At 71.7% G+C, this 25,936-nt stretch carries 23 protein-coding genes; 8 read left to right on the plus strand and 15 right to left on the minus strand.

Annotation, left to right across the window (positions count from 1 at the left end):
* Nucleotides 1–47: 47 nt before the first annotated feature.
* The 3 genes from ACJX2R_RS21905 to ACJX2R_RS21915 form a co-directional block, all read right to left on the minus strand.
* On the minus strand, nucleotides 48–455 hold the full coding sequence (locus ACJX2R_RS21905; protein WP_413101512.1) for a recombinase family protein: 408 nt from the start codon (nucleotides 453–455) through the stop codon (nucleotides 48–50).
* Nucleotides 456–602: 147 nt separating this feature from the next.
* Nucleotides 603–890: a DUF3039 domain-containing protein gene (locus ACJX2R_RS21910; RefSeq protein WP_075200572.1), complete on the minus strand. Its 288-nt coding sequence runs from the start codon at nucleotides 888–890 to the stop codon at nucleotides 603–605.
* A 21-nt stretch (nucleotides 891–911) separates the two neighbouring features.
* Nucleotides 912–1,499, minus strand: coding sequence for a YqgE/AlgH family protein (locus ACJX2R_RS21915; protein ID WP_262699867.1), 588 nt, complete (start codon nucleotides 1,497–1,499; stop codon nucleotides 912–914).
* A 255-nt stretch (nucleotides 1,500–1,754) separates the two neighbouring features.
* On the opposite strand from ACJX2R_RS21915, the gene murA reads away from it, so the two are divergent.
* On the plus strand, nucleotides 1,755–3,098 hold the full coding sequence (gene murA, locus ACJX2R_RS21920; protein ID WP_037954796.1) for a UDP-N-acetylglucosamine 1-carboxyvinyltransferase: 1,344 nt from the start codon (nucleotides 1,755–1,757) through the stop codon (nucleotides 3,096–3,098).
* A gap of 106 nt (nucleotides 3,099–3,204) precedes the next feature.
* On the opposite strand, the gene ACJX2R_RS21925 is transcribed toward murA, so the two are convergent.
* Both ACJX2R_RS21925 and ACJX2R_RS21930 read right to left on the minus strand, forming a co-directional pair.
* Nucleotides 3,205–3,486 (minus strand): HU family DNA-binding protein, encoded by a 282-nt coding sequence (locus ACJX2R_RS21925; RefSeq protein WP_009717479.1) that lies wholly within the window; start codon nucleotides 3,484–3,486, stop codon nucleotides 3,205–3,207.
* Nucleotides 3,487–3,741: 255 nt separating this feature from the next.
* A complete protein-coding gene (locus ACJX2R_RS21930) occupies nucleotides 3,742–5,163 on the minus strand; it encodes an NAD-dependent malic enzyme (protein ID WP_413101513.1) in 1,422 nt (473 codons plus the stop codon).
* A 285-nt stretch (nucleotides 5,164–5,448) separates the two neighbouring features.
* On the opposite strand from ACJX2R_RS21930, the gene ACJX2R_RS21935 reads away from it, so the two are divergent.
* Nucleotides 5,449–5,658: a cold-shock protein gene (locus ACJX2R_RS21935; protein ID WP_020870916.1), complete on the plus strand. Its 210-nt coding sequence runs from the start codon at nucleotides 5,449–5,451 to the stop codon at nucleotides 5,656–5,658.
* 251 nt (nucleotides 5,659–5,909) lie between these two features.
* Here the strand turns inward: ACJX2R_RS21935 and ACJX2R_RS21940 are convergent, their stop codons facing one another.
* From ACJX2R_RS21940 to ACJX2R_RS21975, 8 genes are all read right to left on the minus strand, one after another.
* Entirely contained in the window at nucleotides 5,910–8,420 is a 2,511-nt protein-coding gene (locus ACJX2R_RS21940) for a HelD family protein (protein WP_413101514.1), read from the minus strand.
* A 63-nt stretch (nucleotides 8,421–8,483) separates the two neighbouring features.
* Complete coding sequence (locus ACJX2R_RS21945) at nucleotides 8,484–9,248, minus strand: anti-sigma factor family protein (protein WP_262699869.1); 765 nt, start codon at nucleotides 9,246–9,248, stop codon at nucleotides 8,484–8,486.
* Nucleotides 9,245–9,766, minus strand: coding sequence for a sigma-70 family RNA polymerase sigma factor (locus ACJX2R_RS21950; RefSeq protein ID WP_020870913.1), 522 nt, complete (start codon nucleotides 9,764–9,766; stop codon nucleotides 9,245–9,247). Before ACJX2R_RS21950 ends, ACJX2R_RS21945 begins: the two co-directional genes overlap by 4 nt.
* Before the next feature lie 272 nt (nucleotides 9,767–10,038).
* A complete protein-coding gene (locus ACJX2R_RS21955; RefSeq protein ID WP_413101515.1) occupies nucleotides 10,039–10,641 on the minus strand; it encodes a CGNR zinc finger domain-containing protein in 603 nt (200 codons plus the stop codon).
* Between the two features lie 161 nt (nucleotides 10,642–10,802).
* The gene (locus tag ACJX2R_RS21960; protein WP_413101516.1) at nucleotides 10,803–11,969 is read right to left on the minus strand and encodes a uroporphyrinogen-III synthase; all 1,167 of its coding nucleotides are present in this window, start codon (nucleotides 11,967–11,969) and stop codon (nucleotides 10,803–10,805) included.
* A gap of 212 nt (nucleotides 11,970–12,181) precedes the next feature.
* A complete protein-coding gene (locus ACJX2R_RS21965) occupies nucleotides 12,182–13,582 on the minus strand; it encodes a nitrate/nitrite transporter (RefSeq protein WP_413101517.1) in 1,401 nt (466 codons plus the stop codon).
* A gap of 204 nt (nucleotides 13,583–13,786) precedes the next feature.
* Nucleotides 13,787–14,152: an MmcQ/YjbR family DNA-binding protein gene (locus ACJX2R_RS21970; RefSeq protein ID WP_262699873.1), complete on the minus strand. Its 366-nt coding sequence runs from the start codon at nucleotides 14,150–14,152 to the stop codon at nucleotides 13,787–13,789.
* A 366-nt stretch (nucleotides 14,153–14,518) separates the two neighbouring features.
* The gene (locus tag ACJX2R_RS21975; RefSeq protein ID WP_413101518.1) at nucleotides 14,519–15,493 is read right to left on the minus strand and encodes a LysR family transcriptional regulator; all 975 of its coding nucleotides are present in this window, start codon (nucleotides 15,491–15,493) and stop codon (nucleotides 14,519–14,521) included.
* 121 nt (nucleotides 15,494–15,614) lie between these two features.
* Here ACJX2R_RS21975 and ACJX2R_RS21980 point away from each other — a divergent pair, with 121 nt between their 5' ends.
* Nucleotides 15,615–16,901, plus strand: coding sequence for an MFS transporter (locus ACJX2R_RS21980; RefSeq protein WP_413101519.1), 1,287 nt, complete (start codon nucleotides 15,615–15,617; stop codon nucleotides 16,899–16,901).
* Here the strand turns inward: ACJX2R_RS21980 and ACJX2R_RS21985 are convergent.
* The gene (locus tag ACJX2R_RS21985; protein ID WP_413101520.1) at nucleotides 16,896–17,750 is read right to left on the minus strand and encodes an alpha/beta hydrolase; all 855 of its coding nucleotides are present in this window, start codon (nucleotides 17,748–17,750) and stop codon (nucleotides 16,896–16,898) included. The two genes, ACJX2R_RS21980 and ACJX2R_RS21985, sit on opposite strands and share 6 nt — an antisense overlap.
* A gap of 93 nt (nucleotides 17,751–17,843) precedes the next feature.
* Here ACJX2R_RS21985 and ACJX2R_RS21990 point away from each other — a divergent pair, with 93 nt between their 5' ends.
* From ACJX2R_RS21990 to yicI, 5 genes are all read left to right on the plus strand, one after another.
* Complete coding sequence (locus ACJX2R_RS21990; protein WP_413101521.1) at nucleotides 17,844–18,737, plus strand: LysR substrate-binding domain-containing protein; 894 nt, start codon at nucleotides 17,844–17,846, stop codon at nucleotides 18,735–18,737.
* Nucleotides 18,738–18,900: 163 nt separating this feature from the next.
* Nucleotides 18,901–20,205: an ABC transporter substrate-binding protein gene (locus ACJX2R_RS21995; RefSeq protein WP_413101522.1), complete on the plus strand. Its 1,305-nt coding sequence runs from the start codon at nucleotides 18,901–18,903 to the stop codon at nucleotides 20,203–20,205.
* 7 nt (nucleotides 20,206–20,212) lie between these two features.
* Nucleotides 20,213–21,127: a carbohydrate ABC transporter permease gene (locus ACJX2R_RS22000; RefSeq protein ID WP_413101523.1), complete on the plus strand. Its 915-nt coding sequence runs from the start codon at nucleotides 20,213–20,215 to the stop codon at nucleotides 21,125–21,127.
* 92 nt (nucleotides 21,128–21,219) lie between these two features.
* The gene (locus ACJX2R_RS22005) at nucleotides 21,220–21,984 is read left to right on the plus strand and encodes a carbohydrate ABC transporter permease (RefSeq protein ID WP_413105924.1); all 765 of its coding nucleotides are present in this window, start codon (nucleotides 21,220–21,222) and stop codon (nucleotides 21,982–21,984) included.
* Nucleotides 21,985–21,997: 13 nt separating this feature from the next.
* The gene (yicI, locus tag ACJX2R_RS22010; RefSeq protein ID WP_413101524.1) at nucleotides 21,998–24,292 is read left to right on the plus strand and encodes an alpha-xylosidase; all 2,295 of its coding nucleotides are present in this window, start codon (nucleotides 21,998–22,000) and stop codon (nucleotides 24,290–24,292) included.
* Nucleotides 24,293–24,294: 2 nt separating this feature from the next.
* Here yicI and dacB read toward each other — a convergent pair whose 3' ends face one another.
* Nucleotides 24,295–25,869 carry a D-alanyl-D-alanine carboxypeptidase/D-alanyl-D-alanine-endopeptidase gene (gene dacB / locus ACJX2R_RS22015; protein ID WP_413101525.1) on the minus strand — a complete coding sequence of 525 codons (1,575 nt, stop codon included), beginning with the start codon at nucleotides 25,867–25,869 and terminating at the stop codon, nucleotides 24,295–24,297.
* Nucleotides 25,870–25,936 lie beyond the last annotated feature (67 nt).

Consider the following 25,936-nt stretch of genomic DNA (forward strand, 5'->3'; position numbering starts at 1 on the left):
CGTGATAAAGCCAGGCCGAAGCACTCCGCGACACAAGGAACTTCGCGCTAGCGCGGCAACTCCTCGCCCGGATAGGCGGGTTCAACATACGGCACGGCCTCCACCCGCGCACCCGCTTCCGCCAGGCGCTCGACCACCCGGTCCCAGTCCGGCCAGGTCTTCCGGAACCGCTCCAGAACGCGGTCGCTGGCCACCAGCACCACATCGGCGCCCGGGTCCTCCGCCCACTCCAGGAGTCTGGGAAGGGTCGGCTGGGCGACCGACATCACGCAGCCGCCGGAGAGCCGGTAGCCCCGCTCGGCGGCCAGCCGCCCGCACCGCTCCAGCTGGGCGTCCCAGTCCTTCTCGAACTGGCAGTAGGCGCTGGCGCCTTCCGCTTCGGGCTCGTCGACCTCACGCGCCCCGAACACCAGATAGGCGGCCCGCGCCGCCCCGTTCTCCGTACGCCCGCTCATGGGCCGACCCTACTGGGGCCGTCCGGCGCGCGGCAGGGCGCACAAGGCACGGCACGCCCGGCCCGCGACCCCGTCTGGGGATCGCGGGCCGGGCGTGCCGTCTGTTCGCGCGAGGCTGTTCGTCAGCGCCCAGGGCCGACGGACCGGCTACTTCTTGCCGTCGCCGTCCTTGCCCTTGTCGCCACCGGCGCCCATGCCCTCGAAGATCTCCTTGCACATGGGGCAGACCGGGTACTTCTTCGGGTCACGACCCGGGACCCAGACCTTGCCGCAGAGTGCGACGACGGGAGATCCGGAGAGGGCACTCTCCATGATCTTGTCTTTCTGTACATAGTGGGCATAGCGCTCGTGGTCGCCGTCACCGTGCGACACCTGCGGTGTCGGCTCAACGAGGGTCCCCGTGCCTGCCCCGCGCTCGGGCTCAAGAGTGCTCATACAGCCCTAGGGTACTCATGCCTAGTTGAGAGAAGGGTCGTCCGGATACGTGGCGACCATGGCCAGCTCACTGCGCTGGCGGCGCAGCACCGACCGCCACAGCCGCTCGGGGGCGGGCGAGGACACATCGCCCGGCTCGGACTCCACCACGTACCACGCGCCCTCGGCGAGCTCGTCCTCCAGCTGGCCGGGGCCCCAGCCCGCGTAACCGGCGAAGATGCGCAACGAGCCCACGGCCGCCGCCAGCAGCTCCGGCGGCGCCTCCAGGTCCACCAGGCCGATGGCGCCGTGCACTCTGCGCCAACCGAGTGGCCCGTCCTCGCTGCGCGCCGAGGCCCGGCCCGACTCGCCCGGCACGACGGCCACGCCCAGCGCCGAGTCCAGCGAGACCGGTCCGCCCTGGAAGACCACCCCCGGCTCCCCGGCCAGCGAGGCCCACGACTCCAGGATGTCGCTCACCCCCACCGGGGTCGGGCGGTTCAGGACCACGCCGAGCGAGCCCTCCTCGTCATGGTCGAGGAGGAGCACCACCGCACGGTCGAAATTCGGGTCAGCAAGCGCCGGTGTCGCGACAAGCAGCCGTCCTGTGAGCGAGGACACCTCGGTCATGGCCACATGATCCCCCATATCCGGGCCGGAGGGGGAGTGGAAGTCGAGTCCCGTATGAGAGCAGGTCGGGGCGCAAGACAGCAGATGCGGCGCACGTGACTGTGGGCCTTTCGATCGAAACGGACCGTGTTGTGTCGCCTACGGGGTGACGCAAAGGGTGCAAGAGCCTTACGGAGGCGGTCTCCGGGGCTATTACTCTTGCCCTTTGGCCCTAGTGCCTTTTGGCCCTTGCCCGTCTCAGGAACGCGAGACCAGATGACCCGCTCGAACGATGTCCTGCTCGTCCATGGCGGCACCCCGCTCGAAGGCGAGATCCGTGTCCGCGGCGCGAAGAACCTCGTGCCGAAGGCCATGGTGGCCGCCCTGCTCGGCAGCGCGCCCAGCAGGCTGCGCAACGTCCCCGACATCCGCGATGTGCGGGTGGTGCGCGGGCTGCTCCAGCTGCACGGCGTGACGGTGCGGCCCGGTGACGAGTCCGGTGAGCTGGTGCTCGATCCCACGCACGTGGAGAGCGCCAATGTCGCCGACATCGACGCACACGCGGGTTCCTCGCGGATCCCGATCCTCTTCTGCGGTCCGCTGCTGCACCGCCTCGGCCACGCCTTCATCCCGGGCCTGGGCGGCTGCGACATCGGCGGCCGGCCGATCGACTTCCACTTCGACGTACTGCGCCAGTTCGGCGCGACGATCGAGAAGCGGGCGGACGGCCAGTACCTGGAGGCCCCGCACCGGCTGCGCGGCACCAAGATCCGGCTGCCGTACCCGTCGGTGGGCTCCACCGAGCAGGTGCTGCTGACGGCGGTGCTCGCCGAGGGTGTGACGGAACTCTCCAACGCGGCGGTCGAGCCGGAGATCGAAGACCTCATCTGCGTACTGCAAAAGATGGGCGCCATCATCTCCATGGACACCGACCGCACGATCCGGATCACCGGTGTCGACCAGCTCGGCGGCTACAACCACCGCGCCCTCCCGGACCGCCTGGAGGCCGCCTCCTGGGCGAGCGCGGCGCTGGCCACCGAGGGCAGCATCTATGTGCGCGGCGCCCGCCAGCGCGAGATGATGACCTTCCTGAACACCTACCGCAAGGTCGGCGGCGCCTTCGACATCGGCGACGAGGGCATACGGTTCTGGCACCCGGGCGGCAAGCTCAACGCGATCGCCCTGGAGACCGACGTCCACCCCGGCTTCCAGACCGACTGGCAGCAGCCGCTGGTGGTGGCCCTGACCCAGGCGTCGGGCCTGTCCATCGTCCACGAGACGGTCTACGAGTCCCGGCTGGGCTTCACCTCGGCGCTCAACCAGATGGGCGCGCACATCCAGCTCTACCGCGAATGCCTGGGCGGCTCCGCGTGCCGGTTCGGCCAGCGCAACTTCCTGCACTCCGCGGTCGTCTCAGGACCCACCAAGCTCCAGGGCTCCGACCTGGTCATCCCCGACCTCCGCGGCGGCTTCTCCTACCTGATCGCGGCCCTGGCGGCCCAGGGCACCTCACGGGTCCACGGCATCGACCTGATCAACCGCGGCTACGAGAACTTCATGGAGAAGCTCGTGGAGCTGGGCGCGAAAGTGGAGCTCCCTGGCGGCGGCAACGCCGTGTAGAGCCTCCCGGGGCCCCGTAGCGGCTCGTAGAGGGGCCTCAGGGCCCGTAGGAACGCCGAAGGGGCGGCCACCCTGCCGGGTGGCCGCCCCTGTCGTTCGCGAGGGCTTACTTGCCCTTGGCGGCTTCCTTGAGCTTGGAGCCCGCGGAGACCTTGACGCTGTAGCCGGCCGGGATCTCGATCGGCTCACCGGTCTGCGGGTTGCGCGCGGTGCGAGCGGCACGGTGGGTGCGCTCGAAGGTCAGGAAGCCGGGGATGGTGACCTTCTCGTCGCCCTTCGCGACGACCTCACCAGTCACCTCGGCGAGGGCGGCCAGCACGGCGTCGGCGTCCTTTCGGGTCACCTCGGCGCGCTCGGACAGAGCGGCCACCAGCTCACTGCGGTTCATGTTGTACTCCCGTGTTCATCTTGCCAATGAGGCGTGAGATCGAAGCCGATGCTGCCAGGGCCCTCGGACAGTCCCCGGACCCGGGTCTGCTGTTCAGACCCTCGCGCCCGGAACGCATCCTGCCCCCACCTGTGGCGGGAATGCCAATCCGGAGCCCTGGAGAGTCACACGAAAAGCGCCGTGGCGGTCGTTTTCCTGTCCGCCACCCTATGGCCGCTCCCGGGACCCCGGAGCGCGCGACGCGCCGTGCCCCGCCTAGACCGCAGTGGTACCGGTCACAGCGCGGGCCGCGTCTCGCACGGCCCCGGCGACCGCCCCCGCGACCTTGTCGTTGAAGACGCTCGGAATGATGTAGTTGGCATTGAGCTCGTCGTCGTGGACGACGTCGGCGAGCGCACCGGCAGCAGCCAGCATCATCTCGGTGTTCACCGTACGCGACTGCGCGTCCAGCAAACCACGGAAAACGCCCGGGAACACCAGGACATTGTTGATCTGGTTCGGGAAGTCCGAGCGTCCGGTGGCGACCACGGCCGCGGTCTGGCGGGCGATCGCCGGGTCCACCTCGGGGTCCGGATTGGCCAGTGCGAAGACGATCGCGCCGTCCGCCATGGCGGCCACGTCGTCGCCGGAGAGCACGTTCGGGGCCGAGACACCGATGAAGACGTCCGCGTCCCGTACGGCCTCGCGCAGGGTGCCCGTGACGCCCTCCGGGTTGGTGTTGTCGGCGATCCAGCGCAGCGGGGACTCCGGGTCGGCGGAGATCAGGTCCTGGCGCCCGGCGTGCACCACACCGTGGATGTCGGCCACCACCGCGTGCCGCACGCCCGCGGCGATCAGCAGCCGCAGGATGGCCGTGCCGGCGGCACCCGCGCCGGACATGACGACCCTCACGTCCTCGATCTTCTTGTCGACCACCCGCAGCGCGTTGGTGAGGGCGGCCAGCACCACGATCGCGGTGCCGTGCTGGTCGTCGTGGAAGACCGGGATGTCCACGGCCTCGCGCAGCCGCGCCTCGATCTCGAAGCAGCGGGGAGCGGAGATGTCCTCCAGGTTGATCCCCGCGAAGCCGGGGGCGATGGCCTTCACGATTGCGACGATCTCGTCGGTGTCCTGGGTGTCCAGGCAGAGCGGCCAGGCGTCGATGCCCGCGAAGCGCTTGAAGAGGGCCGCCTTGCCCTCCATGACCGGCAGGGCGGCCTTGGGTCCGATGTTGCCGAGGCCGAGCACCGCGGAGCCGTCGGTGACGACCGCCACACTGTTGCGCTTGATGGTGAGGCGGCGGGCGTCCTCGGGGTTGTCCGCGATGGCCTGGCAGACCCGGGCCACGCCCGGGGTGTAGACCATGGAGAGGTCGTCACGGTTGCGGATGGGGTGCTTCGACGACATCTCGATCTTGCCGCCGAGGTGCATCAGGAACGTACGGTCGGAGACCTTGCCGAGCGAGACACCCTCGATGCCCCGCAGCTTCTCCACGATCTCCTGGGCGTGCGCGGTCGAGGTCGCGGCGATGGTCACGTCGATGCGGAGCTTCTCGTGGCCGGAGGCGGTCACATCGAGGCCCGTTACCGAGCCACCGGAGGACTCCACGGCCGTGGTCAGCTGGCTGACCGCGGTTCCGCTCGCGGGCACCTCCAGCCGGACCGTCATCGAGTACGAGACGCTGGGCGCCGTTGCCATGGCCTGGTTCCTCTGCTTTCCCTTGTTCATCCTGTCGGGGCCGCGGGATGTGATTACCGGGCCACGTCCTCAGATGGTTACACCTACCTCTGGGTACGGGGTAACCCGGCCCGACTTTCGGACATATTGTTCTGACATAGCAGAGTGGGGTCAGGCGAGTGGAAAGCCCCACTCCTTCGCGGGAACCCCTGGCGAGGCGGGCCGTCCGCCGCAGCCACCGCCCTAGGCTCTGGCGCGCTACAGCGTCGTAAGGACGTCGAGGAAGAGACAACGAGGAGCGCGGGCATGGCTCAGGGCACCGTGAAGTGGTTCAACGCCGAGAAGGGCTACGGCTTCATCGCCCAGGAGGACGGCGGACCGGATGTCTTCGTCCACTACAGCTCGATCGACGGCAGCGGCTACCGCAGCCTGGTCGACGAGCAGCGGGTCGAATTCCAGATCGTGCAGGGCCGCAAGGGCCCCCAAGCGGAAGAGGTCCGCGTCCTGGGCGGCTGACGCCGCCGGGCGCGGACCTCTCGCGGAAGGGATGAAAGATGGCACCGACCCGCCATGCTCGCCTCGCGGCAAGTGGTCGCTCGAAGCGACGAAGGTTGGGCCCGGGGGCTTGGATCGGGCCGGTGCCACATCAAGGCTAACAAACAGGCCCGGGAAGGGATTCCCCTCCCGGGGGTGGATTTCGGAGGCCCTCCGAGCACCGGGCGCGGGGGTCCTCCGGCCGGGGTGGTGGTCGGTCCGCAGCAGGGCGGTCAGTCCCGCAGCAGGTCGGGGACGGCGTTGCCGTCCGGCTCGTCGCGGTCGCCCGAGACCACCGTCAGCCGCTGGGTGGCGCGGGTGAGCGCCACGTACAGCACCCGGAGCCCCGCCGGGGACTCGTCGGCGATCTCGGCGGGCGAGACCACCACCGTCGCGTCGTACTCCAGCCCCTTCGCCTCCAGGCTGCCCAGCGCCACCACCCGGTCGCCCAGGCCCGTCAGCCACTGACGGGCCTGGGCGCGCCGGTTCATCGCGACGACGACGCCGACGGTGCCGTCCACCTCGTCCAGCAGCCGGACCGCCTCGCGGCGCGCGGCCGCGCCGAGGTCGCCGTCCGCGCCCGGTACGAAGCGCGGCGCCACGCCCGTGGAGCGGACCGCCTCGGGGGCCGGGGTGCCGGGCATGGCGAGGGTGAGGACCCTGGTGGCCAGTTCGGCGATCTCCGCGGGGTTGCGGTAGTTGACGGTGAGGGTGAAGCGGCGGCGCGGGCGGCTGCCGAGCGCCTCGTCCCGGGCCCGGCCCGCCTCGTCCGGGTCGGACCAGGAGCTCTGGGCCGGGTCGCCGACGACCGTCCAGGTGGCGTGGCGGCCGCGCCGTCCGATCATCCGCCACTGCATCGGGGTGAGGTCCTGCGCCTCGTCGACGATCACATGGGCGTAGTCGGCGCGCTCCCGCTCGCCCCGCTCGGCGCGGCTGCGGCGGGGGCTGACCCGGTCGGCGTAGGTGGTCAGCTCGTCCAGACCGGTGAGCTGGTCCAGCGGATCGGCCTCGCGGGGGGTCGCGGGGCGGGCGGGGGTGCCCAGGAGGGTGGTCAGCTCGTCCAGCAGCGCCACGTCGTGGACCGACAGCGGGCCCTGCCCGTCCGGGCCGAGCCGGGCCAGCGACCGGGCCACCTGGCGGACCTCGCGGGGGTTGAGCACCCGTCGTGACCAGCGGTTCAGCCGCTTCTCATCGGCCATGGCGGCGAGGACGGAGCGCGGGGTGAGCTCGGGCCACCAGGCGTCGAGGAACTCCTGGAAGGAGTCCTCGGAGGAGATGTCCTCGTCGAAGCCCTCCCGCGCCTCGGCGGCCAGCTCGGGGTCGGTGTACCGCCTGGGGGCGCCGGAGCGGGTCCACAGCGCGTCCAGGAGCAGCCGCCGGGCGCGGGGGCGCAGCAGATTGACGGGCGCGGTGCCGCCCAGCACGTTCTGGCGGATGGTGCGCAGCTCATCGGCGCCCAGCTCGATCCGGGCGCCGAAGGCGACCACGCGCAGCCGCTCGGGCGGGCCGCCGGATCTGGATCCGGCCCCCGCACCGGGTCTGCCGCCGTGGGCCTCAAGCGCCCCGTCCAGCGCCCCGTCCAGGGTCAGCTGGCCATTGCCGGATGACTCGGATGAAGAGGACGAAGCCGATGACGGCGAAGGGGTCGAACCGGCGGGCGCTACGGCTCCGCGCGGCAGCTCCAGCGCGCCGCGCGCCGCCTTGCGCAGCACCTTCACCATCCGGGACGAGCCCTTGACCCGGGCCACCGCCGGGGTGTCGTACGTGGTGGCCTCGGCGCCCTCCACCAGCGAGCCCACCGCCCGGATGGCCACCTGGCCCTCCTCGCCCAGCGAGGGCAGTACGCCCTCGGTGTAGGCGACCAGCAGCGGGGTGGGGCTGACCACGAGGATGCCGCCCGCGTAGCGCCGCCGGTCCTGGTAGAGGAGGTACGCCGCGCGGTGCAGCGCGACCGCCGTCTTACCGGTGCCGGGGCCGCCCTCGACCTCGGTGATCGAGGCGGCGGGGGCGCGGATCACCTGGTCCTGCTCGGCCTGGATGGAGGCCACGATGTCGCGCATGGTGTGGCCGCGGGCCTGGCCGAGCGCGGCCATCAGCGCACCGTCGCCGACCACCGGCAGCGCCCCGCCGTCGAGGGTGGCGCTGAGCTCCGGGCGCAGCAGATCGTCCTCGACGCCGAGCACCCGGCGGCCCTTGCTGCGGATCACCCGGCGGCGGACGACCCGGCCGGGGGCGACCGGAGTGGAGCGGTAGAAGGGCGCGGCGGCGGGCGCCCGCCAGTCGATCACCAGCGGGGCGTAGTCGGCGTCCAGGACGCCGATGCGGCCGATGTGCAACGTTTCGGCGATCTCCGCGCGGTCGCCGTCCGGGCCGGTGCGGATGGCGTCGTCGGCGGGCTCCACGGAGGTGTAGGCGCCGTCGGGGCCGCGTCGGCCGTCCTTGCCCGGCAGCAGATCGATGCGGCCGAAGAGGAAGTCCTCGAACTCGCTGTTCAGCCGGTTGAGGTGGACCCCGGCCCGGAAGACCTGGGCGTCCCGTTCGGCGAGCGCGCCGGGAGTGCCCACCTGACCGCGCTTGGCGGCGTCGTCCATGAGGAACTCCGCCTCGTGGATCTTCTCCGCGAGGCGGTGGTACACCCGGTCCAGATGCGCCTGTTCGATCCGGATCTCGCTGTCCCGGACCCCGTCCCCGCGGTCCCCCCGCGGTGCCGTCCGGTCGTCATGCGTGGCGTTCTGCGCGGCCACCCAGGCCCCCTTCTGTGTTCTTAAGGGCAGCCGTCAACCGTACACCTGAAGCGAGGGGGTTTCTCAGAGCCTCACCTGGGCCAGGCGCTGGCCGTCCAGGGTGCGGACCTCGAACCGCTCGATGTCGTCGGTGTTCATGGCGGCGCCGCCCTGGGCGTAGAGCGGCTCCTTGCTCCAGCGGGAGCCGTCCCCGTCCTTGACGCCGTAGCCCGAGGTGGGCACGGCCCAGGTGGTGATGGTCTCCTCGTGGCCGTCCTTGCCGATGGCGACCAGGTCACAGGTGCGCGGCCCCTTCAGATTGCCCAGCTTGAGGGCGACGGAGGTGCCCCACCCCTTCTGCTGGAGCGAGACGGAGGCGTCCACCTTGGTGACGGGGTCGACCGCGCTGAACTTCTGCCCCTGGTCGTACACCTGCTTGGAGGAGGAGGCCACGGCCTGGTCCTTGCCCCCGCCGTCGTCGGAGCTCGCGGTGATGGCCGCTCCCGCGAGCGGGCCGCCGACGATGAGGACGGCGGCCGCGGCGACGAGGAAGAGACGCCGTCTGCCGGAGGCCTTGCGGCTCACCGCGACGTCGTCCATCAGCCGGTCGAGCAGTTCGGGCCCCGGGCGGGCGGTGACCACCGCCGGATCCGGGAGCGCGGTGCCGTCGGCGGCGGTGGCGTACTCGGCCAGCAGCGGCGGGAGGCCCATCAGCTCGTCGAGCTCGGCGGCGCACCGCTCACACCCGATGAGGTGGTCCTCGAAGCGCGCCGCGTCGGCGGGGTCGAGCACCCCGAGCGCATAGGCGCCGACCGCGGTGTGCTGCTGGTCGTCCGCTGCCGGCATCATGCCGTGACCCCCCGTTCCTCGAGCGAGAGCTTCAGGGAGCGCAGCGCGTAGAAGACCCGGGACCGCACCGTCCCGGCGGGAACGCCCAGCACTTCGGCCGCCTCACTCACCGTCCGTCCCTTGAAGTATGTCTCGACGAGCGCCGCTCTATGTGCGTCGGTGAGGTCATTCAACGCGTCAGAAATGGTCATCTGGCGCAATGCGCGGTCGATGTCGTCCGCGGCGGGCATCACATGGAGCGGCGCGGCGTCCACTTCGTGGGGGCGTGCGCGGCGTTGGCGGTGGCCGTCGATGACGATGCGGCGGGCCACGGTCACCAGCCAGGGTCGTACCGATCCTCCGGAGCGCCGCAGTTGGTCGGCGTTGCGCCAGGCGCGCAGGAGGGTCTCCTGGACCACGTCCTCGGCGCGGTGCCGGTCGCCCGCGACCAGGCGCAGGACGAAGGCGAGAAGCGGGCCTGCGTGCTCCGCGTAGAGCGCGCGCATGAGCGCGTCGTCCGGTGTCGTCCTCTCGGTCACGAGGGCATCTTTGCGTACGCAAGCCGTCGGGTCGAGGGGGGTACGGGCTGGAAACGCTCGCCGTTCATCGATCACGGTGTGATGTACATCCCATTCCCGGACTGAACATCTCCCCCTGTGCGGTGCGTACTTGAGTCCGAGTAAGGCCGACGCCGGGCGGGCGCCGGCTACCAGGAAGGGCTCCCTCCCTAAAACCGCCCCGCAGGCCCCGGTCCCCCCATCCGGGGCCTGCGTCATGTCCGGGTGGTGTCCGGGTCATGACTGAATATCGCTCATGCTTTGCTGATGCTTGGGTTTACCCGGCGGCGGTGACGGGCAACTCGCTCGCGGTTTCCACAGATCTCGCTGGAGCACCAGCGCCTGCGGCGGCCGCGCGAGGTGTCGAGGTAGACCAGCGAGCAGGTCTCCCCCTCACAGCGCCGCAACTGCCCGCGCGCCACCGGGTCGGTGAGCAACTGCACCGCGTCCCGGGCGATCTGGGAGAGCAGCGCACCGCAGTCCGCCTTCCCGGCGAGGGCGCGGACCAGGGTGCCGTCGGGGGTCCGTACGGCGCGCAGGGCGGGCGGGGCGGTGGCGGCCAGCGCGTTCATCCGCTCCAGATCGGCGGCCGCGGCATGGCCCTCGACCTCGGTGTGGACGATGCGGTGCAACAGATCGCGGGCGGCCCGGAAGCGGATGAGCCAGCGGTGGTCCACGGCGTCGAGCGAGGTGCCGCCGGGCACCAGCCCGGCACCCAGCAGCCACGCCTTGAGGGGCTCCACCCCGCCGAGCCGCTCGACGGGCGCCTCGCTGAGCCGGCCGCCGACCGTGGCCACCAGGTCCAGGCAGATCCGCCCCGAGTCGAACCGCAGGTCGTAGGCCGACGCCGCCGCCATGTTCCCGTCACCCCTTCGGGGAAGGCCCGATCCGGTCACCCTTCAGAGTGCCCGCCCCGCGTGTGCCCCGTAACCCCCTCAACCCAGCCCCTCCGGGGGAATCCCAGCCCCTCCGGCGTTTGAGGAGCGGGGCCCGGGGCGGAGCCCCGCCGACAAAACAGCTACCCGCCCCCATACTTCGTGTCGGCGGACGGATCGAGCGCCAGCCGATACCCCCGCTTGACCACCGTCTGAATCAGCTTCGGCGAGCCAAGAGCCGTCCGCAGCCGAGCCATCGCCGTCTCCACCGCATGCTCATCACGCCCGGCCCCCGGCAACGACCGCAGCAGCTCCGACCGCGCCACGACCCAGCCGGGCCGGCGCGCCAGGGCCCGCAGCAACGCCATCCCGGCGGGCGGCACCGTACGCAGCTCCCCGTCCACGACCACCGCGTGGCCACGGATCTCCAGCCGCCGCCCGGCGACCGGCAACGGCCGCACCCGCCCCGGAAGCTCCGCGGTCAGCAGCTGCACCAGCGGCCCGAGCCGGAACCGTTCGGGCTGGGAGGTGGGGATGTCGTGGGCCTCCAGCGGCAGCGCGGTGACCGGCCCCACACACGCGGGCAGCACATCATGGCGGAGCGCGTCCAGCAGCTCCTCGCGCATCCCGCGCCGCTCCGCCCGGTCCAGCAGGCTCGCGGCGGCGGGCGCGCTCGTGAAGGTGACGGCGTCCAGGGCGCGGGCCACGGTCGCGTCCAGCAGCCGGTCCACCGGCCCGATGTCCTCCGGCGGCATCCAGCGGTACACCGGCACCCCGACCACCTCCGCTCCCCCGGCCCGTAGCGACTCCACGAAGCCGGGCAGCGGCTCGCCGTGCAGCTGGACGGCGATGCGGTGGCCCTCGACGCCCTCCTCCAGCAGCCGTTCGAGCACCTCGGCCATCGATTCGGAGGCCGGGTACCACTCCTCGGTGAGCCCGGCGGCGCGGATCGCCCCGCGCACCTTGGGCCCGCGGGCCAGCAGCCGCACCTCGCGCAGCCGGTCGAGCAGGGCGTCGCCCAGGCCCCAGCCGTCGGCGGCCTCGACCCAGCCGCGGAAGCCGATGGCGGTGGTGGCGACCACGACATCCGGGGCGCTGTCGATCAACTGCTTGGTGGCGGCGAGGAGTTCGGAGTCGTCGGCGAGTGGCACGATCCGCAGCGCGGGCGCGTGCATCACCTCCGCGCCACGGCGCCGCAGCAGGGCGCCGAGCTCATCCGCGCGGCGCGCGGCGGTGACTCCCACGGTGAATCCGGCGAGAGGGCCGACGGGCACCTCTTCGCCCGCGGCTCCGGTCTGTTCTCGGTGCATGGCTCTCGTCCCGATCTTCCGATCTCCCGATTCACTCGTGTATGGGCGCCTTCGGTTCCGCATCCTGTCGCCGTCCCGTGTCGGTGGCGGTTCACGGAGGTTTCCCAGGCGTAACGGAGTGGTCGGCCGGGAGCTTCCCCGGCCGACCGTACGCCCCGAACCGCCGGGACGCCCCGAACCGCCGTGACGCCCGGAGCCTCTGGGCGCCCCGCTCAGACGTCCGCGTAGGCGGGTTGCCGCTCCGACCGCGGATCATGCGCACCCGTCTGTGCGGCGGACACCGCGGCCGGGCGGCGGGCGCCACGGAGGTATACGGCCCAGGTGACCGCGGAGCACACCGCGTAGAAGCCGAGGAAGGAGACGAAGGCGGGGGTCCCGGAGTGGGCGCCGGCGAACGACTCCCGGAAGGCGAGGTTGATCCCCAGCCCGCCGAGCGCGCCGACCGCCCCGATCAGCCCCATCGCGGCGCCCGACAGCCGCCGCCCGTAGGCCGCGGCCTCCTCGCCGGTCAGACCGCGGGCCACGGCCTTCGCCTGGAAGATGCCGGGGATCATCTTGAAGGTGGAGCCGTTGCCGAGCCCGCTGAGGACGAAGAGGGCGATGAAGCCGACGAGGAAGACGGACAGCGACTTCTGCGCGGAGGCGTAGACGACCACGACGGTCGCGGCGGCCATGGCGGCGAAGGTCCACAGCGTGATCTTCGCACCGCCGTGGGCATCGGCGAGCCGGCCGCCGACGGGCCGGATGAGCGACCCGAGCAGCGGGCCGATGAAGGTGAGCGAGGCGGCCTGGAGCGGGGTGCGGTCGAACTGGTTCTGGAGCACGAGACCGAAGGCGAAGCTGTAGCCGATGAACGAGCCGAAGGTGCCGATGTAGAGCAGCGACATGATCCAGGTGTGGGCGTCCCGCGCCGCCTCCTTGGCCGCCCCGGTGTCGTTGCGCACCGGCGCCAGGTTGTCCATGAACAGCGCCGAGAGCGCCGCCGCGACGACGATCAGCGGAATGTAGACGGCGAGCACGAGCCGCGGCTGGGCCGCCCCGGCGGTGCCGATCACCAGCAGCCCGACCAGCTGGATCACGGGGACGCCGATATTGCCGCCGCCCGCGTTGAGGCCGAGCGCCCAGCCCTTCCTGCGCAGCGGGTAGAAGGAGTTGATGTTGGTCATGGACGAGGCGAAGTTGCCGCCGCCGACCCCGGTGAGCGCCGCGACCACCATGAACGTGGTGTACGAGGTCCCGGGCTCCATCACCACGGCGGCGGTGATCGCGGGCACGAGCAGCATCGCCGCGCTGACGATCGTCCAGTTGCGCCCGCCGAACCGCGCGACGGCGAAGGTGTACGGCACCCGCAGCACCCCGCCCACCAGTGTGGGCATGGCGACCAGGAAGAACTTCCCGGCCGGGTCGACGCCGTACTCCGGCCCCATGAACAGCACCATCACCGACCACAGGCTCCAGATCGAGAACCCGATGTGCTCGGAGAGGATGGAGAAGACCAGGTTCCGGGCGGCGATCCGCTCCCCCTTCTCCCTCCAGAACCTCTCGTCCTCCGGGTCCCACTGCTCGATCCAGCGGCCCCCCTTGCGCGCGGCGGTGGTGGTCGGGGCAGTCATCACGCCTCCACAGTTCTCGGTGTCGCCACAGACGGTAGGGACGGCGGATTTCCGGGCTGTGGCGGCAGGTGACGCGGACGAAACCTTGCTCTCACCCGGGGGGCCGGGTGGCGGTGAGGGGGATTCCCGGGGCCCCGGAACCCCGTGGCAGCCAGGACCACGGCACCCTTGAGCCCACGCCCTCGATGCCGACCACGGCACCCTTCAAGGCCGGTCGAGCCGTAGCCGCTCGGCCCTCGGCAGCCCCGCGACCACCAGGTCGTAGGAGTCCTCGATGAGCTCCCGGACCAGCCGGTCCGGAAGGCCGCCGTCGACCGTGACCGTGTTCCAGTGGCGCTTGTTCATGTGCCACCCCGGGACGATCAGATCCGGATGCCCCTCACGGAGCCGACCCGCGTCCGCCGGGTCGCACTTCAGATTCACCGTGAGCGGGCGGGCGTCCAGCGTGGTCAGGGCGAAGATCTTGCCGAGCACCTTGAAGGTCGAGACCTCCGGGTGCCGGGAGAACGGGAACTCCTCCGCCACCGCGTTGAAGGAGAGGCAGAAGGACCGCAGCTGCTCGGGGGTCACTCCGGATTCTCCTCGCACTCGACTCGCACTCGGCCGAAGGGGCCAGGACGATCCCCACCGTAGAGCACGCCTCTGACAGCGGACCGGTGACGGCAGCGGCGCACCGGACGGACGCACACCGACGATCCGCCTCTAGGGGTATCCGGCGGACCACGCGGCGGAGCCGCATATCGAGGCTTTCTCCTCCCCGCCCCTTCCCGCTGCCAGGGGCTTCGCCCCTGGACCCCGAGGTCTGGGGCGGAGCGCCCCGCCACGCGGCGGAGCCGCATATCGATGCCGTGGGAAGGGGCGGAGCACCGGCCCGGGGCCTGGGGCGGGGCCCCAGTTGTGGGAAGGGGCGGGGAGGGGAGCAGCCCGCCGCAGGCTTCACGATCCGCCGGACACCCCATGGTCCGCCTCCGGACGCGGCAGCCAGGCGCCCGGTGGGCGGTGGAGCCAGCCGGACGTGGTGGCGAGCGCGCGGGCCGCGGCATGGAGGGCGTCCAGGCCGGGGTGGGCGAGGCCCCTGCGCCACACGATGGAGACCGGTGAGAGCGGAACGGGCTCGGTGAGGGGGCGCAGCACCGCGCCGGGCAGCTGGGTGAACACCTCGCTGGCCAGCACCGACCAGCGGCGCTTGGTCACCACCCGGATGAACTCCTCATCCCCGTCGATCTCCGGGAACGGCTCGGCCATCGCGATCCCGCGCCCCGCGAAGAGCTGGGCGGCCAGGTCCGTCCACTCGGTGGTGGTGTCGTTGCCCGCCGCCGCGTACAGGGTCTCACCGGCGAGCGCGGACAGCGGGATCTCCTCGAACCGGGCGAGCGGGTGGTCCTCGCGCAGGACCACGGCGATGCGCTCGTAACGGATCAGCCGGTGGTCCAGCCGGGCGAGCACGGCGGGGTCGAGGCCGCGGACCCGGCCGAAGGAGACGTCCAGGCGTCCGGCCAGGAGCTCGGCGGCGGCCCCGGCCAGCCCACTGTGGAAGCGGGCCACCAGCTCGGTCTCGGGGCCGATGCGGCGCCGCGCCTCCGCCAGCACCTGGCTTCCGGTGCTCACCGGGGCGCTCACGTCCACCAGCAGCGGGCGGCGCTCGGCCCCGCTGAAGGCCGCCGCCAGGTCGTCCTGGGCCTGGAGCACCCGCCGGGCGTACGGCAGCAGCCGTTCGCCCGCGGCCGTGAGGGCGACCTGGCGGGTGGTACGGACGAACAGCTCCGCGCCCAACTCCCGCTCCAGGCGCCGGATGTCGCGGCTGAGGGCCTGCTGGGCGACGTAGAGGCGGGCGGCGGCGCGGGTGAAGTGCAGCTCGTCGGCGACGGCGGTGAAGGCGCGCAGCAGGCGCGGTTCGATGTCCCGGTTCACCCGCACATGGTGACCGACGCGACCCGCGATCCTCACCCGGCCAGCATTGACAACGGGGATGCGTGAATGGCCGCCGATCAGGTGTTGGACCGCCCCCGGCCGGGCCCGGGACCGTAGTGGCATGATCCTCTTCCTCGCCTCCCGCCCCGTCGTCCCCCGCCCCGCCCGCCCCGGCACCACCCCACGGCACCGCCGCTCCCCGCTCACCCCGTACCGCCGCCTCTTCGCCGCCCCCGGCGCGCTCGCCTTCACCCTCGCGGCCTTCGTCGGGCGGCTGCCGGGCTCGATGCTCGGCGTCTCCACGGTGCTCATGATCGCCACGGTGCGGGACTCGTACGCGCTCGCGGGCGCCGTCTCGGCGACCGGAGTCGCTGCGACGGCGATCGCGGGCCCGCTGCTGGGTCGCCTGGTCGACCGGTACGGGCAGGCCAGGGTCGCGGTCCCCGCCGTCCTCGTCTTCGTGGCCGGGGCGATCGCCATGGTGCTCTGCGTCCGCCTCGGCACCCCGGCCTGGACGCTGTTCTGCTGCGCGGTGGGCTCGTCCGGGGTGCCCAGCCTGGGCTCGATGACCCGCGCCCGCTGGGCCGCGCTCCACCGCGACGACCCGGCCGCCCGGCACACCGCCGCCTCCTTCGAGCAGGTCGTCGACGAGGTCTGCTTCATGGCCGGGCCCGCGCTGGCCATGGTGCTGTGCACGGCGGTCCACCCCGAGGCGGGGCTGGTCACGGCGATGGCGCTGCTGCTCGTCGGCACCCTGCTGTTCGCCGCCCAACTGCGCACCGAACCGCCGCCGCATCCGCGCCCCGCCCGGGGCCGCGTCCTCCTCACCCCCGGTCTGCGGGTCGTCCTGATGACCTTCCTCGCGACCGGCGCCGTCTTCGGCTCGATGGAGGTGACGACGGTCGCCGCCGTCGGCTCGTACGGGGGCTCCACGGCGAGCAGCGCCGTCCTCGCCCTCCAGGCCGCGGGGTCCTGCGCGGCCGGGCTGGCCTTCGGCGCGCTGCCACCGCGCGGTACGGCCGGGGGGCGGCTGGTGGCGGGCGTGGCCGCGATGGCCCTGACCGTCCTCCTCCTGCTGACCGCCCACAGCCTCGCCGCCCTCGCCCCGCTGCTCTTCCTGGCGGGCATGGCCACGGCCCCCACGATGATCACCGGTATGACCCTGGTCCACCGGCTGGTCCCGGCCGCCCGCCTCAACGAGGGGATGACCACCGTCTACACCGGTCTGCTCATCGGCATCTCCACGGGTGCCGCGGCCGGCGGCTGGACGGTGGACCACCTGGGCCCCACCTCCGCCTACCTCACCCCGGCGTCGGCGGCCGCCCTCGCCTTCGCCATCGCCTGGGCGGGGCGGGGTCGGCTGCGGCCCGGCTACGGTGCGGTGCCCGATCCGAGCGGGCGGTCATGACGCGTCGGCCTCCGCCAGGAAGGGTTCGAGCAGGGAGAGCAGGGGCCCGGGGCGTTCCTCGGGGAGGAAGTGGCCGCTGTCGTCGATCACGGCGCCGCGGGTCGCCGGGGCGACCTGGCCGAGGCTGTGGACGGGGGCCGGGCCGCCCGCCTGGCCGCAGCCAATGGCCAGAGTGGGCATCGGGAGCGGGGTGCGGGCGAGTTCGGTGAGGGCGGCGGTGTCGGCGGGGGCGTTGCGGTAGTACGCGAAGCCGTTGGCCAGCCGGCCCGGGCGGGTGTAGGTGCGCAGATAGGTGTCGACATCGGCGGGGCGGATGGCCCCGGTCTCCAGGGCGTGCCCGTAGAAGTGCTCCAGCAGGATCCGCTCCCGGCCCGCCGCCAGCTCCTCCGCCAGGCCGGGCACCGAGAAGAAGCCGAAGTGCCAGAGCCCGGCGCGGGCGATCAGCTCGCTCAGCCCGAAGCCGTGCAGCGGCACGGCGAGCAGGGTGAAGCTGCGGACCCGGGCGGGATGGGCGGCGGCCCAGGCATAGCCGATGGGGCCGCCCAGGTCGTGGCCGACGACATGGACCCGGTCCAGGCCCAGCTCGGCGCGCCAGGCGTCGAGCAGGTCGGCGGCGATCCGGACCCCGTGGCCGTGCGGGGAGGAGTCCGAGTCGCCCAGGCCCGGCAGGTCCACCGCGAACACCTCGTGGTGGCGGGCGAGTTCGGGGATCACCTTGCGCCAGGCATACCAGGTCTGCGGCCAGCCGTGGAGCAGCACGACGGGCGTCCCCGGCCCCGCCGCCGCCCGCACCCAGTGCAGCCGTACGCCCTCGATCGTCGTCTCGCGGTGTTCCAGCGTTTCGCTCATGCGGGCCAGTCGAACACCGGCGCGACGATGCTTTCCTCTTTGATATATGAGCCGTGAAGGGATTATTCGCGATCAGATATAGGCTTGGCCCTTATGGAGCTGCGCCATCTCCGCTACGCGCTCGCCCTCGCCGAGCACGCCCACTTCGGCCGCGCCGCCACCGCGCTGGGCATCCGGCAGCCCCCGCTGTCCCAGCAGATCAAGGCGCTGGAGACCGAACTGGGCGTACGGCTCTTCGACCGCACCGGGCACGGGGTGCGGCCCACCGCCGCGGGTGAGGCTTTCCTGGCCCGGTCCCGGCAGGTGCTGGACCATCTCGACCTCGCCGTTCGGGACGCGGCCGACGCCGGGCGGGGCGAGACCGGTTCGCTCGCCATCGGTTTCCTCGGCACCGCGCTGGCCGCCGTGCTGCCCGAAGTGCTCACCGCCTTCCGGACCCGCCGCCCGCAGGTCCGGCTGGAGCTGCGGGAACTCCCCAGCGCCCGGCAGATCGAGGCGCTGCTGGACGGCAGCCTGGACGCCGGGGTCATCTGCGGCCCGCCGCCCGCGGCCGCCCGGCGGCGGCTGACCAGCCTGCCGCTGGCCCGGGAGACCCTGGTGGCGGCGGTGCCGTCCGGCCATCCGCTGACCAGCGCCGCGGCCGTGCCCGTACGGGCACTGGACAGCGAACCGCTGATCCTCTCCTCGCGGCAGGCCGAGCCCGCCGCCGCCGATGTGGCGCTGGCCGTATGCCGCGCCGCCGGGGTCGAGCCGCGGATCGCGCATGAGGCGCACAATCTGCACACCCTGCTGGGGCTGGTCGCCTGCGGTCTCGGCATCGGCATCGGACCGGCGGGGATGCGGCGCTTCCGGCATGTGGGGGTGACCCTGCTGCCGCTGGAGCCGGCCGCCGCCGGGCTGGAGTTCCACCTCGCCCACCGCTTCGGCCCGGTCCCGAGCGTCCTGGGCGCCTTCCTCCGCACGGTGCGCCAGGTCCACAAGGGCTGACACCGCCGCCCGGTCCATGCCCGCCCCCGTTCATGCCCGCTCCCGCCCGTTTTGTCAACGCCATTGACATATCTCTACCACCCCTCGTATACCTCTCCCCATCGAAGCGCTTCGACGAACGTTGCACACGCGCCCTTCCTTCCAACCCTCCCGGAGGCAGCGGATGTTGACGGCACGGAAACGGACGAAACGGACGGTGGCCCTCATCGCGGCCACGCTCGCAACCTCCCTGGTCATAGCGGGTTGCGGGGACAGCGGGGACGAGGCCGGGGACGGCAAATCGCTCAAGCTGTGGCACTACGAGGCGCCCAACAGCGCCATGGGCATCGCCTGGAAGCAGGCCATCGAGGAGTTCAAGAAGAGCCATCCGGGCGTCACGGTGAAGGTCGAGGAGAAGGGCTTCGAACAGATCCAGAAGACCGCCTCGATGGTCCTCAACTCCGGTGACGCACCCGATCTGATGGAGTACAACAAGGGCAACGCCACCACCGGGCTGCTCTCCAAGCAGAGCCTGCTCACCGACCTCACCCCCGAGGTCACCAAGCGCGGCTGGGACAAGCCGCTCAGCCCCGGCGTGCGCACCACCAGCCGCTACGACGCCCAGGGCGTGATGGGCTCCGGCAACTGGTACGGCATCCCCAACTACGCCGAGTACACGATGGTCTTCTACAACAAGACCCTCTTCACCAAGCACCACATCAAGGTCCCGACCACCTTCGACGAGTTCACCGCCGCCCTGAAGGCGTTCAAGGACAAGGGCGTCACCCCGCTGGCCAGCGCGGGCGCCGAATACCCCGCCCACCAGTACGTCTACCAGCTCGCCCTGTCCAAGGCCGACCGCTCCTGGGTGAACGCCTACGAGCGGTACCAGGGCAAACCGGACTTCCACGACGCCGCCTGGACCTATGGCGCCACCACCTTCGCCGACTGGGTGAAGAAGGGCTATATCGCCAAGAGTTCGAGCGGCGCCAAGGCCGAGGACGCGGGCGCGGCCTTCATCGCGGGGAAGTACCCGATGTTCTTCTCCGGCAGCTGGTGGTTCGGCCGCTTCAAGTCCGAGATGAAGGACGAGTGGGGCACCTTCCCCTTCCCCGGCTCCAAGCTCACCCTCGGCTCCGGCGGCAATCTCTGGGTCGTCCCCAAGGGCGCCAAGAACAAGAAGCTCGCCTACGACTTCATCGACATCACGATGAAGAAGGGCATCCAGAACACCCTCGGCAACAACGGCGGAGTGCCCGTGGCCGCCGATCCGTCAGCGATCACCGACCCCAAGTCCAAGGCGCTGATCAAGGACTTCACCACCTACTCCAACGGCGATGGCCTGGCCTTCTATCCCGACTGGCCGGTCCCCGGCTACTACGACGTCCTCGTCTCCGAGACCCAGAAGCTGATCACCGGCAGCACCGGGCCCGACGCCTATCTGGACGCGCTGAAGAAGGCGTACGACGCGGGCGCCCCGAAGGGGTGAGCTCCCGATGAGCTCCCATGGCCACGGCGTCCGACGCGGGCGCCGCGAATATCCGTACGCCCTGTTCCTGCTCCCCGGCGCGCTGGCCTTCCTCGCCGTCATCGTCGTCCCGTTCCTGATGAACACCGGGATCAGCCTCACCCACTGGCAGGGCGTGGGCACCCCGAAGTGGGCCGGGCTCGCCAACTACCGCGATCTGCTGGACGACTCCGCCTTCTGGGAGTCCTTCCGGCACAGCCTCGCGATGGTGGTGGCGATGGCGGTGGTCCCCACCGCCATCGGCCTGGTGCTGGCCGCCGCGCTCTTCGACTACATCGCCAAACACATCGGCACCCGCACCGCGAGCGTGCTGCGCGCCTGCTTCTATCTGCCGCAGGTGCTGCCGATCGCGGTGGCCGGAATCGTCTGGAGCTGGATCCTCGCCCCGGAGAACGGCGCGCTCAACGAGGCGCTGGGCGCCGTCGGCCTCGGCTCGCTGCGCCATGACTGGCTGGGCGACCCGGACTTCGCGCTCTACAGCGTGATGGCCGTGATGGTGTGGGTCCAGCTCGGCTTTCCGCTGGTGGTCTTCATGGCGGGGCTCCAGCGCGCCGATCCGTCCCTGCACGAGGCGGCCGAACTGGACGGGGCCTCGTGGTGGCGGCGGTTCTGGCATGTGACGCTGCCGCAGATCCGCCCGGAGATCTACGTCGTGCTGCTGTGGTGCACCATCGCGGCGCTCAAGGTCTTCGGCGCGGTGTATGTGCTCACCAAGGGCGGGCCTGGCGGGGCCACCAATGTCCCCTCGTACTTCTCCTTCCAGTCCTTCTTCGAGAAGACACAGGTCGGCTACGGCTCCGCGGTCTCGACCGCCCTCACCGTGATCATCCTGGCGCTGGCCCTGGTGGCATTGCGCCTGCAAACCCGGGCGGAGGACGAGTGAACGCCCTCAAGGGCCCAGCGAACGCCGTCAAGCGACACCAGCCCCCGGCCCGCTACCCCGTACTTGCCGCGCTGATCGTGGCGGCCACGCTCATGGTGCTGCCGTTCCTCGTGGTGGCCCTCAACGCCGTGAAATCGCCCGCCGACTACTCCGCGAACGGCCCGCTGAGCCTGCCCGAGGGGTTCCACCTCGACGGCCTGCGGGACTTCTGGCAGCGGGTCGACTTCGGCCGGAAGCTGTTCAACTCCGCGCTGATCTCCGGCTCGGTGGCGGTGCTCGCCGCACTGCTGTCCGTGCTCAACGCGTATGCGATCGGCATCGGGCGGGTCAGGGGCCGCCCCTGGGTGCTGGCCTTCTTCGTGCTGGCCAACATGCTGCCGCAGGAGGCCCTGGTCTACCCCGTCTACTACCTGTCCAAGCAGGTGGGCCTCTACGACACCCGGCTGAGCGTGATCATCGTCTTCACCGTGATCCAGTCGGCCTTCGGCACCTATCTGCTCTCCTCCGTGCTCGGCGCCTTCCCCAAGGAGGTCATCGAGGCGGCCCGGATCGACGGCGCCACCAAATGGCAGGTGCTGTGGCGGGTCGTGGTGCCGGTCAGCCGCCCCACCATCGGAGTCCTGCTGGTCTTCTTCTTCATCTGGACCTGGAACGAGTTCCTGCTGCCCCTGGTGATGCTGATCTCCAACGACAACCAGACGGTCTCGGTGGCGCTCGGCGTCCTCCAGGGCCAGCGGCTGATGGACGCCACCATGACCAACGCGGCCGCCCTGCTGGGGGTGCTCCCCGCGTTCTGCTTCTTCCTGATCTTCCAGCGGACCCTGACCCGTGGCATCGCCATGGGCGCGGTCAAATGACGAGGAGGGCCGCATGAAGTTCAGCGACGGCTACTGGAGACTGCGCGAGGGCGTCCACGCCGCGTACCCCCAGGGGGTGCTCGACGTGGAGACCGGCCCCGGCACCCTCACCGTCCACGCCCCAACCCATCCCGTACGCCACCGCGGCGATCTGCTCAAGGGTCCCGCCCTCACCCTGACCTGCACCGCCCCCATGCCCGACGTGATCGCCGTCCGGATCACCCACTTCGCGGGCGGGGTGGAGCGCGGCCCGTCGTTCGAGATCGCCCGTGAGACGTGCGACGCCGAGGTGAGCTGCGACGACGGGGAGGCCCGGCTCACCTCGGGCGCGCTCTCGGTGCGCTTCGCCCGCACCGGACCCTGGCGGATGGACTTCGAGGCCGCCGGGCGCGCGCTCACCGGCAGCGGCGTCAAGGACATGGGCATCATGGAGACCGCCGACGGCCGCCACCACCTGCGCGAACGGCTCGCGCTGCGGGTCGGCACCTCCGTATACGGCCTCGGCGAGCGCTTCGGCCCGCTGATGAGGAACGGCCAGGCCGTCGACGTCTGGAACGCCGACGGCGGCACCGCCACCGAGCAGGCGTACAAGAACGTCCCGTTCCTCCTCACCGACGCGGGCTACGGCGTCTTCGTGGACCACCCCGGCCGGGTCTCCTTCGAGGTCGGCTCGGAGGCGGTCTCCCGGATCCAGTTCAGCGCCGAGGACCAGGAGCTCACGTACTACGTCATCCACGGACCCACCCCGAAGGACATCCTGCGCCGCTACACCGCGCTCACCGGCCGCCCCGCGCTGCCGCCCGCGTGGTCCTTCGGGCTGTGGCTCTCCACCTCCTTCACCACCTCCTACGACGAGGAGACGGTCAGCGGCTTCGTGGACGGCATGGCGGAGCGCGCGCTGCCGCTGTCCGTCTTCCACTTCGACTGCTTCTGGATGCGCGAGTACCAGTGGTGCGACTTCACCTGGGATCCGCGGGTCTTCCCCGACCCGGCGGGCATGCTGCGGCGGCTGCGCGAGCGGGGGCTGAAGATCTCCGTCTGGATCAATCCGTACATCGGCCAGCGCTCCCCGCTCTTCGCCGAGGGCAAGGCGGCCGGGCATCTGCTGAAGCGGCCGGACGGGTCGGTGTGGCAGTGGGACCTGTGGCAGCCGGGCATGGCGCTGGTGGACTTCACCAGCCCCGACGCCCGCGCCTGGTACGCGGCCAAGCTGACCGCGCTGCTGGACATGGGCGTGGACTGCTTCAAGACCGACTTCGGCGAGCGGGTGCCGTTGGACGTGGTCTACGCGGACGGCTCCGACCCCGAGCGGATGCACAACTACTACACCCACCTCTACAACCGCACCGTCCACGAGGCGCTGAGCGAGCGGCGCGGGGAGGGCGAGGCGGTGGTCTTCGCGCGCTCGGCCACGGCGGGCGGCCAGCGGTTCCCGGTGCACTGGGGCGGCGACTGCGAGTCCACCTACGAGGCGATGGCCGAATCACTGCGCGGCGGGCTCTCGCTGGGTCTCTCCGGCTTCGGCTTCTGGAGCCATGACATCGGCGGCTTCGAGGGCACCCCGGACCCGGCCCTGTTCAAGCGGTGGATCGCCTTCGGGCTGCTGTCCTCGCACAGCAGGCTGCACGGGTCGTCCTCCTACCGGGTGCCGTGGCTCTTCGACGAGGAGTCGGTCGAGGTGCTGCGCCACTTCACCCGGCTGAAGCTGCGGCTGATGCCGTATCTGTACGAGGCGGCGCGGCAGGCGCACACCGAGGGCGTCCCGGTGATGCGCGCCATGGTCCTGGAGTTCCCGGACGACCCCGGGTGCGCGGGTCTCGAGCGGCAGTACATGCTCGGCGGGGATCTGCTGGTCGCCCCGGTCTTCGACGACGAGGGCGAGGTGACGTACTACGTACCGGAGGGCGTCTGGACGCATGTGCCCAGCGGGCGGACGGTGCGCGGCCCGCGCTGGGTGCGCGAGACCCACGGCTTCCTCAGCGTCCCGCTGCTGGCCCGCCCCGGCGCGGTGATCCCGTTCGGGGCGGCCGACGACCGCCCCGACGCGGACTGGGCGGACGGGGTCACGCTACGGGTGTACGAACCGGCGGCGGACCCGGCGGCGGGCCCGGTCACGGTGCGGGTGCCGAGCCCGGACGGCACGACGGCCGCCACCTTCACCGTCGTCCGGGACGGGGCGGTGCTGCGCGCCGAGGCCGCCGGCACCTCGGCGCCGTGGCGGCTGGAGGTGGCCGGCGGCCCGTCCGCGGAGGCGGCGGGGACGGCGGTGCTGACGGTGCCGATGCCCGCCAGCAGTGGTGGGGCTTGACCTCAGCAGTGGTGGGGCTTGGTCCAGGAGCACTCGCGTCCGGCGTCGGCCGGGGCGGCAGTGGCACCCCGTACGGCACGGGGCCGCACCGCCTCCGCATGGCCCTCGCCGGACTTCGCGAGCGTCACCACGATCGCGTCCTCCAGGTTCTTCACGGACGGGGCGAGGTAGTTGTTGAGGACGACGCTGTAGACCAGCTCCCTGCCGTCCGCGTCGGTGACATAGCCGGAGAGCGCGGAGGCGCCGGTCAGGGAGCCGGTCTTGCCGCGCGCGTTCCCGGCCGCCGGGGTGGAGCACATCCGCGTACGCAGGGTGCCGCCCACGAACCGGTCCGGGGCGCAGGCCACCGGCAGCGAGGCGTACCAGTCGGCGTACCAGGGCTCGTCGCGCACCGACAGCAGCAGTTCGGTGAGGCGCCCGGCCGCGATGTTGTCCATCCGGGACAGCCCCGAACCGTCCACCTGACGCACCGCGCCGCTGTCCACGCCCTGCTTCTTCAGCCAGTCGGCGATGGCGGCGAGCCCCGCGTCCCAGGTGCCGCGCCCGGCCGTCTCGTAGCCGATGGCCTTGGTGAGCGCCTCGGCGTGGATGTTGTTGGACAGCTTCATGAAGGGGATGAGCAGTTCCTTCAGCGGCATGGAGCGGTGCGCGGCGAGCGCTCGGGCGTCCGCCGGGGCGGCCCTGCCCAGCCGGGTGGGCCCGGCCACGCGGACGCCGTGCCGTTCGAGGGCGTCGGCGAAGACCGAGGTGGCGTAGCCGGTGGGCTCCCACACGCTGACCCACTCCTTGGCGGTCGCCGCCCCGGCCGGGAGGGCCCCGCTGACGGTGATGGTGTTGGAGCCGTGCTGCCGCTCGAGGGTGAGGCCGCCGCTTCCGGTGGTCGCCCGGTTGTCGATCCGTACGTACGCGTTCGGCGGCGTGACGGTGACCTTCGGCCGGTCGCCGGTCGCCGCGCCCGGGGTCACCTCCACGATGACGCTGCCCGCGTCGTAGTCCGTGTCGGGGGCGAGGGTCAGTGCGGAGATCTGCGCCGCGTAGTACGAGGACTCGTCGTCGGCCGCCCAGGAGCGGCCCACCCGCTGGGCGTCGAACCGGGTGTCATCGGCGATCAGCCGCCCGCTGACCTCGGTGATCCCCGCGTCGGCGACGCGCTTCGCCAGGCGGTCGTAGTCCCCGGCGAGCATCGTGGGGTCGCCGGTGCCGCGAAGGTAGAGATCGCCCCGGAGGGTGTGCCCGCGGCGGGCGCCGTCGGTCAGCACATCGGTGCGGAAGCGGTGGTCGGGGCCGAGCAGCCCCATGGCGGCGGCCGAGGTGAACAGCTTGGTGTTGGAGGCGGGCATCAGCCGGTCGTCGGGCCGGTGCTGGTACAGAACGGCGCCGGAGTCGGCGTCGGCGACCACGACCCCGGCCGCGCCGCCCTTCAGCAAGGGGTCGGCGAGGATGGTGTCGAGAGCGTCGCCGATCCCGGCGCGGGAGGTGTCCGCACCTGCCGGTGAGCTCCAGGTGAGGGTGAGGGCGAGCCCGATGACGAGGGGCCAGATCCAGCCGTGCGCACGACGGTTCAGGGGTCTGCTCATGTCACGGGAGGATCCCGCACCCCGTCATTTCGCGACAGAGCGCGCGGGCGGCAACCGGAGCTCCGGA

The organism is Streptomyces sp. Inha503, from assembly GCF_047215865.1.
Classification (GTDB): Bacteria; Actinomycetota; Actinomycetes; order Streptomycetales; family Streptomycetaceae; genus Streptomyces; species Streptomyces lycopersici.

What these genes read in the sequence shown, in the direction of transcription:
- ACJX2R_RS21955 (WP_413101515.1), bottom strand. Translation starts at nt 10,641, where the DNA reads ATGGCGGCGGCGTCGGCCTACGACCTGCGGTTCGACTCGGGGCGGATC.
- ACJX2R_RS21935 (WP_020870916.1), top strand. Translation starts at nt 5,449, where the DNA reads ATGGCTCAGGGCACCGTGAAGTGGTTCAACGCCGAGAAGGGCTACGGC.
- ACJX2R_RS21985 (WP_413101520.1), bottom strand. Translation starts at nt 17,750, where the DNA reads ATGAGCGAAACGCTGGAACACCGCGAGACGACGATCGAGGGCGTACGG.
- ACJX2R_RS21960 (WP_413101516.1), bottom strand. Translation starts at nt 11,969, where the DNA reads ATGCACCGAGAACAGACCGGAGCCGCGGGCGAAGAGGTGCCCGTCGGC.
- yicI (WP_413101524.1), top strand. Translation starts at nt 21,998, where the DNA reads ATGAAGTTCAGCGACGGCTACTGGAGACTGCGCGAGGGCGTCCACGCC.
- ACJX2R_RS21905 (WP_413101512.1), bottom strand. Translation starts at nt 455, where the DNA reads ATGAGCGGGCGTACGGAGAACGGGGCGGCGCGGGCCGCCTATCTGGTG.
- ACJX2R_RS21930 (WP_413101513.1), bottom strand. Translation starts at nt 5,163, where the DNA reads ATGGCAACGGCGCCCAGCGTCTCGTACTCGATGACGGTCCGGCTGGAG.
- ACJX2R_RS21980 (WP_413101519.1), top strand. Translation starts at nt 15,615, where the DNA reads ATGATCCTCTTCCTCGCCTCCCGCCCCGTCGTCCCCCGCCCCGCCCGC.
- ACJX2R_RS21990 (WP_413101521.1), top strand. Translation starts at nt 17,844, where the DNA reads ATGGAGCTGCGCCATCTCCGCTACGCGCTCGCCCTCGCCGAGCACGCC.
- dacB (WP_413101525.1), bottom strand. Translation starts at nt 25,869, where the DNA reads ATGAGCAGACCCCTGAACCGTCGTGCGCACGGCTGGATCTGGCCCCTC.
- ACJX2R_RS22005 (WP_413105924.1), top strand. Translation starts at nt 21,220, where the DNA reads ATGGTGCTGCCGTTCCTCGTGGTGGCCCTCAACGCCGTGAAATCGCCC.
- ACJX2R_RS21910 (WP_075200572.1), bottom strand. Translation starts at nt 890, where the DNA reads ATGAGCACTCTTGAGCCCGAGCGCGGGGCAGGCACGGGGACCCTCGTT.
- ACJX2R_RS22000 (WP_413101523.1), top strand. Translation starts at nt 20,213, where the DNA reads ATGAGCTCCCATGGCCACGGCGTCCGACGCGGGCGCCGCGAATATCCG.
- ACJX2R_RS21945 (WP_262699869.1), bottom strand. Translation starts at nt 9,248, where the DNA reads ATGATGCCGGCAGCGGACGACCAGCAGCACACCGCGGTCGGCGCCTAT.
- ACJX2R_RS21995 (WP_413101522.1), top strand. Translation starts at nt 18,901, where the DNA reads ATGTTGACGGCACGGAAACGGACGAAACGGACGGTGGCCCTCATCGCG.
- ACJX2R_RS21925 (WP_009717479.1), bottom strand. Translation starts at nt 3,486, where the DNA reads ATGAACCGCAGTGAGCTGGTGGCCGCTCTGTCCGAGCGCGCCGAGGTG.
- ACJX2R_RS21915 (WP_262699867.1), bottom strand. Translation starts at nt 1,499, where the DNA reads ATGACCGAGGTGTCCTCGCTCACAGGACGGCTGCTTGTCGCGACACCG.
- ACJX2R_RS21965 (WP_413101517.1), bottom strand. Translation starts at nt 13,582, where the DNA reads ATGACTGCCCCGACCACCACCGCCGCGCGCAAGGGGGGCCGCTGGATC.
- murA (WP_037954796.1), top strand. Translation starts at nt 1,755, where the DNA reads ATGACCCGCTCGAACGATGTCCTGCTCGTCCATGGCGGCACCCCGCTC.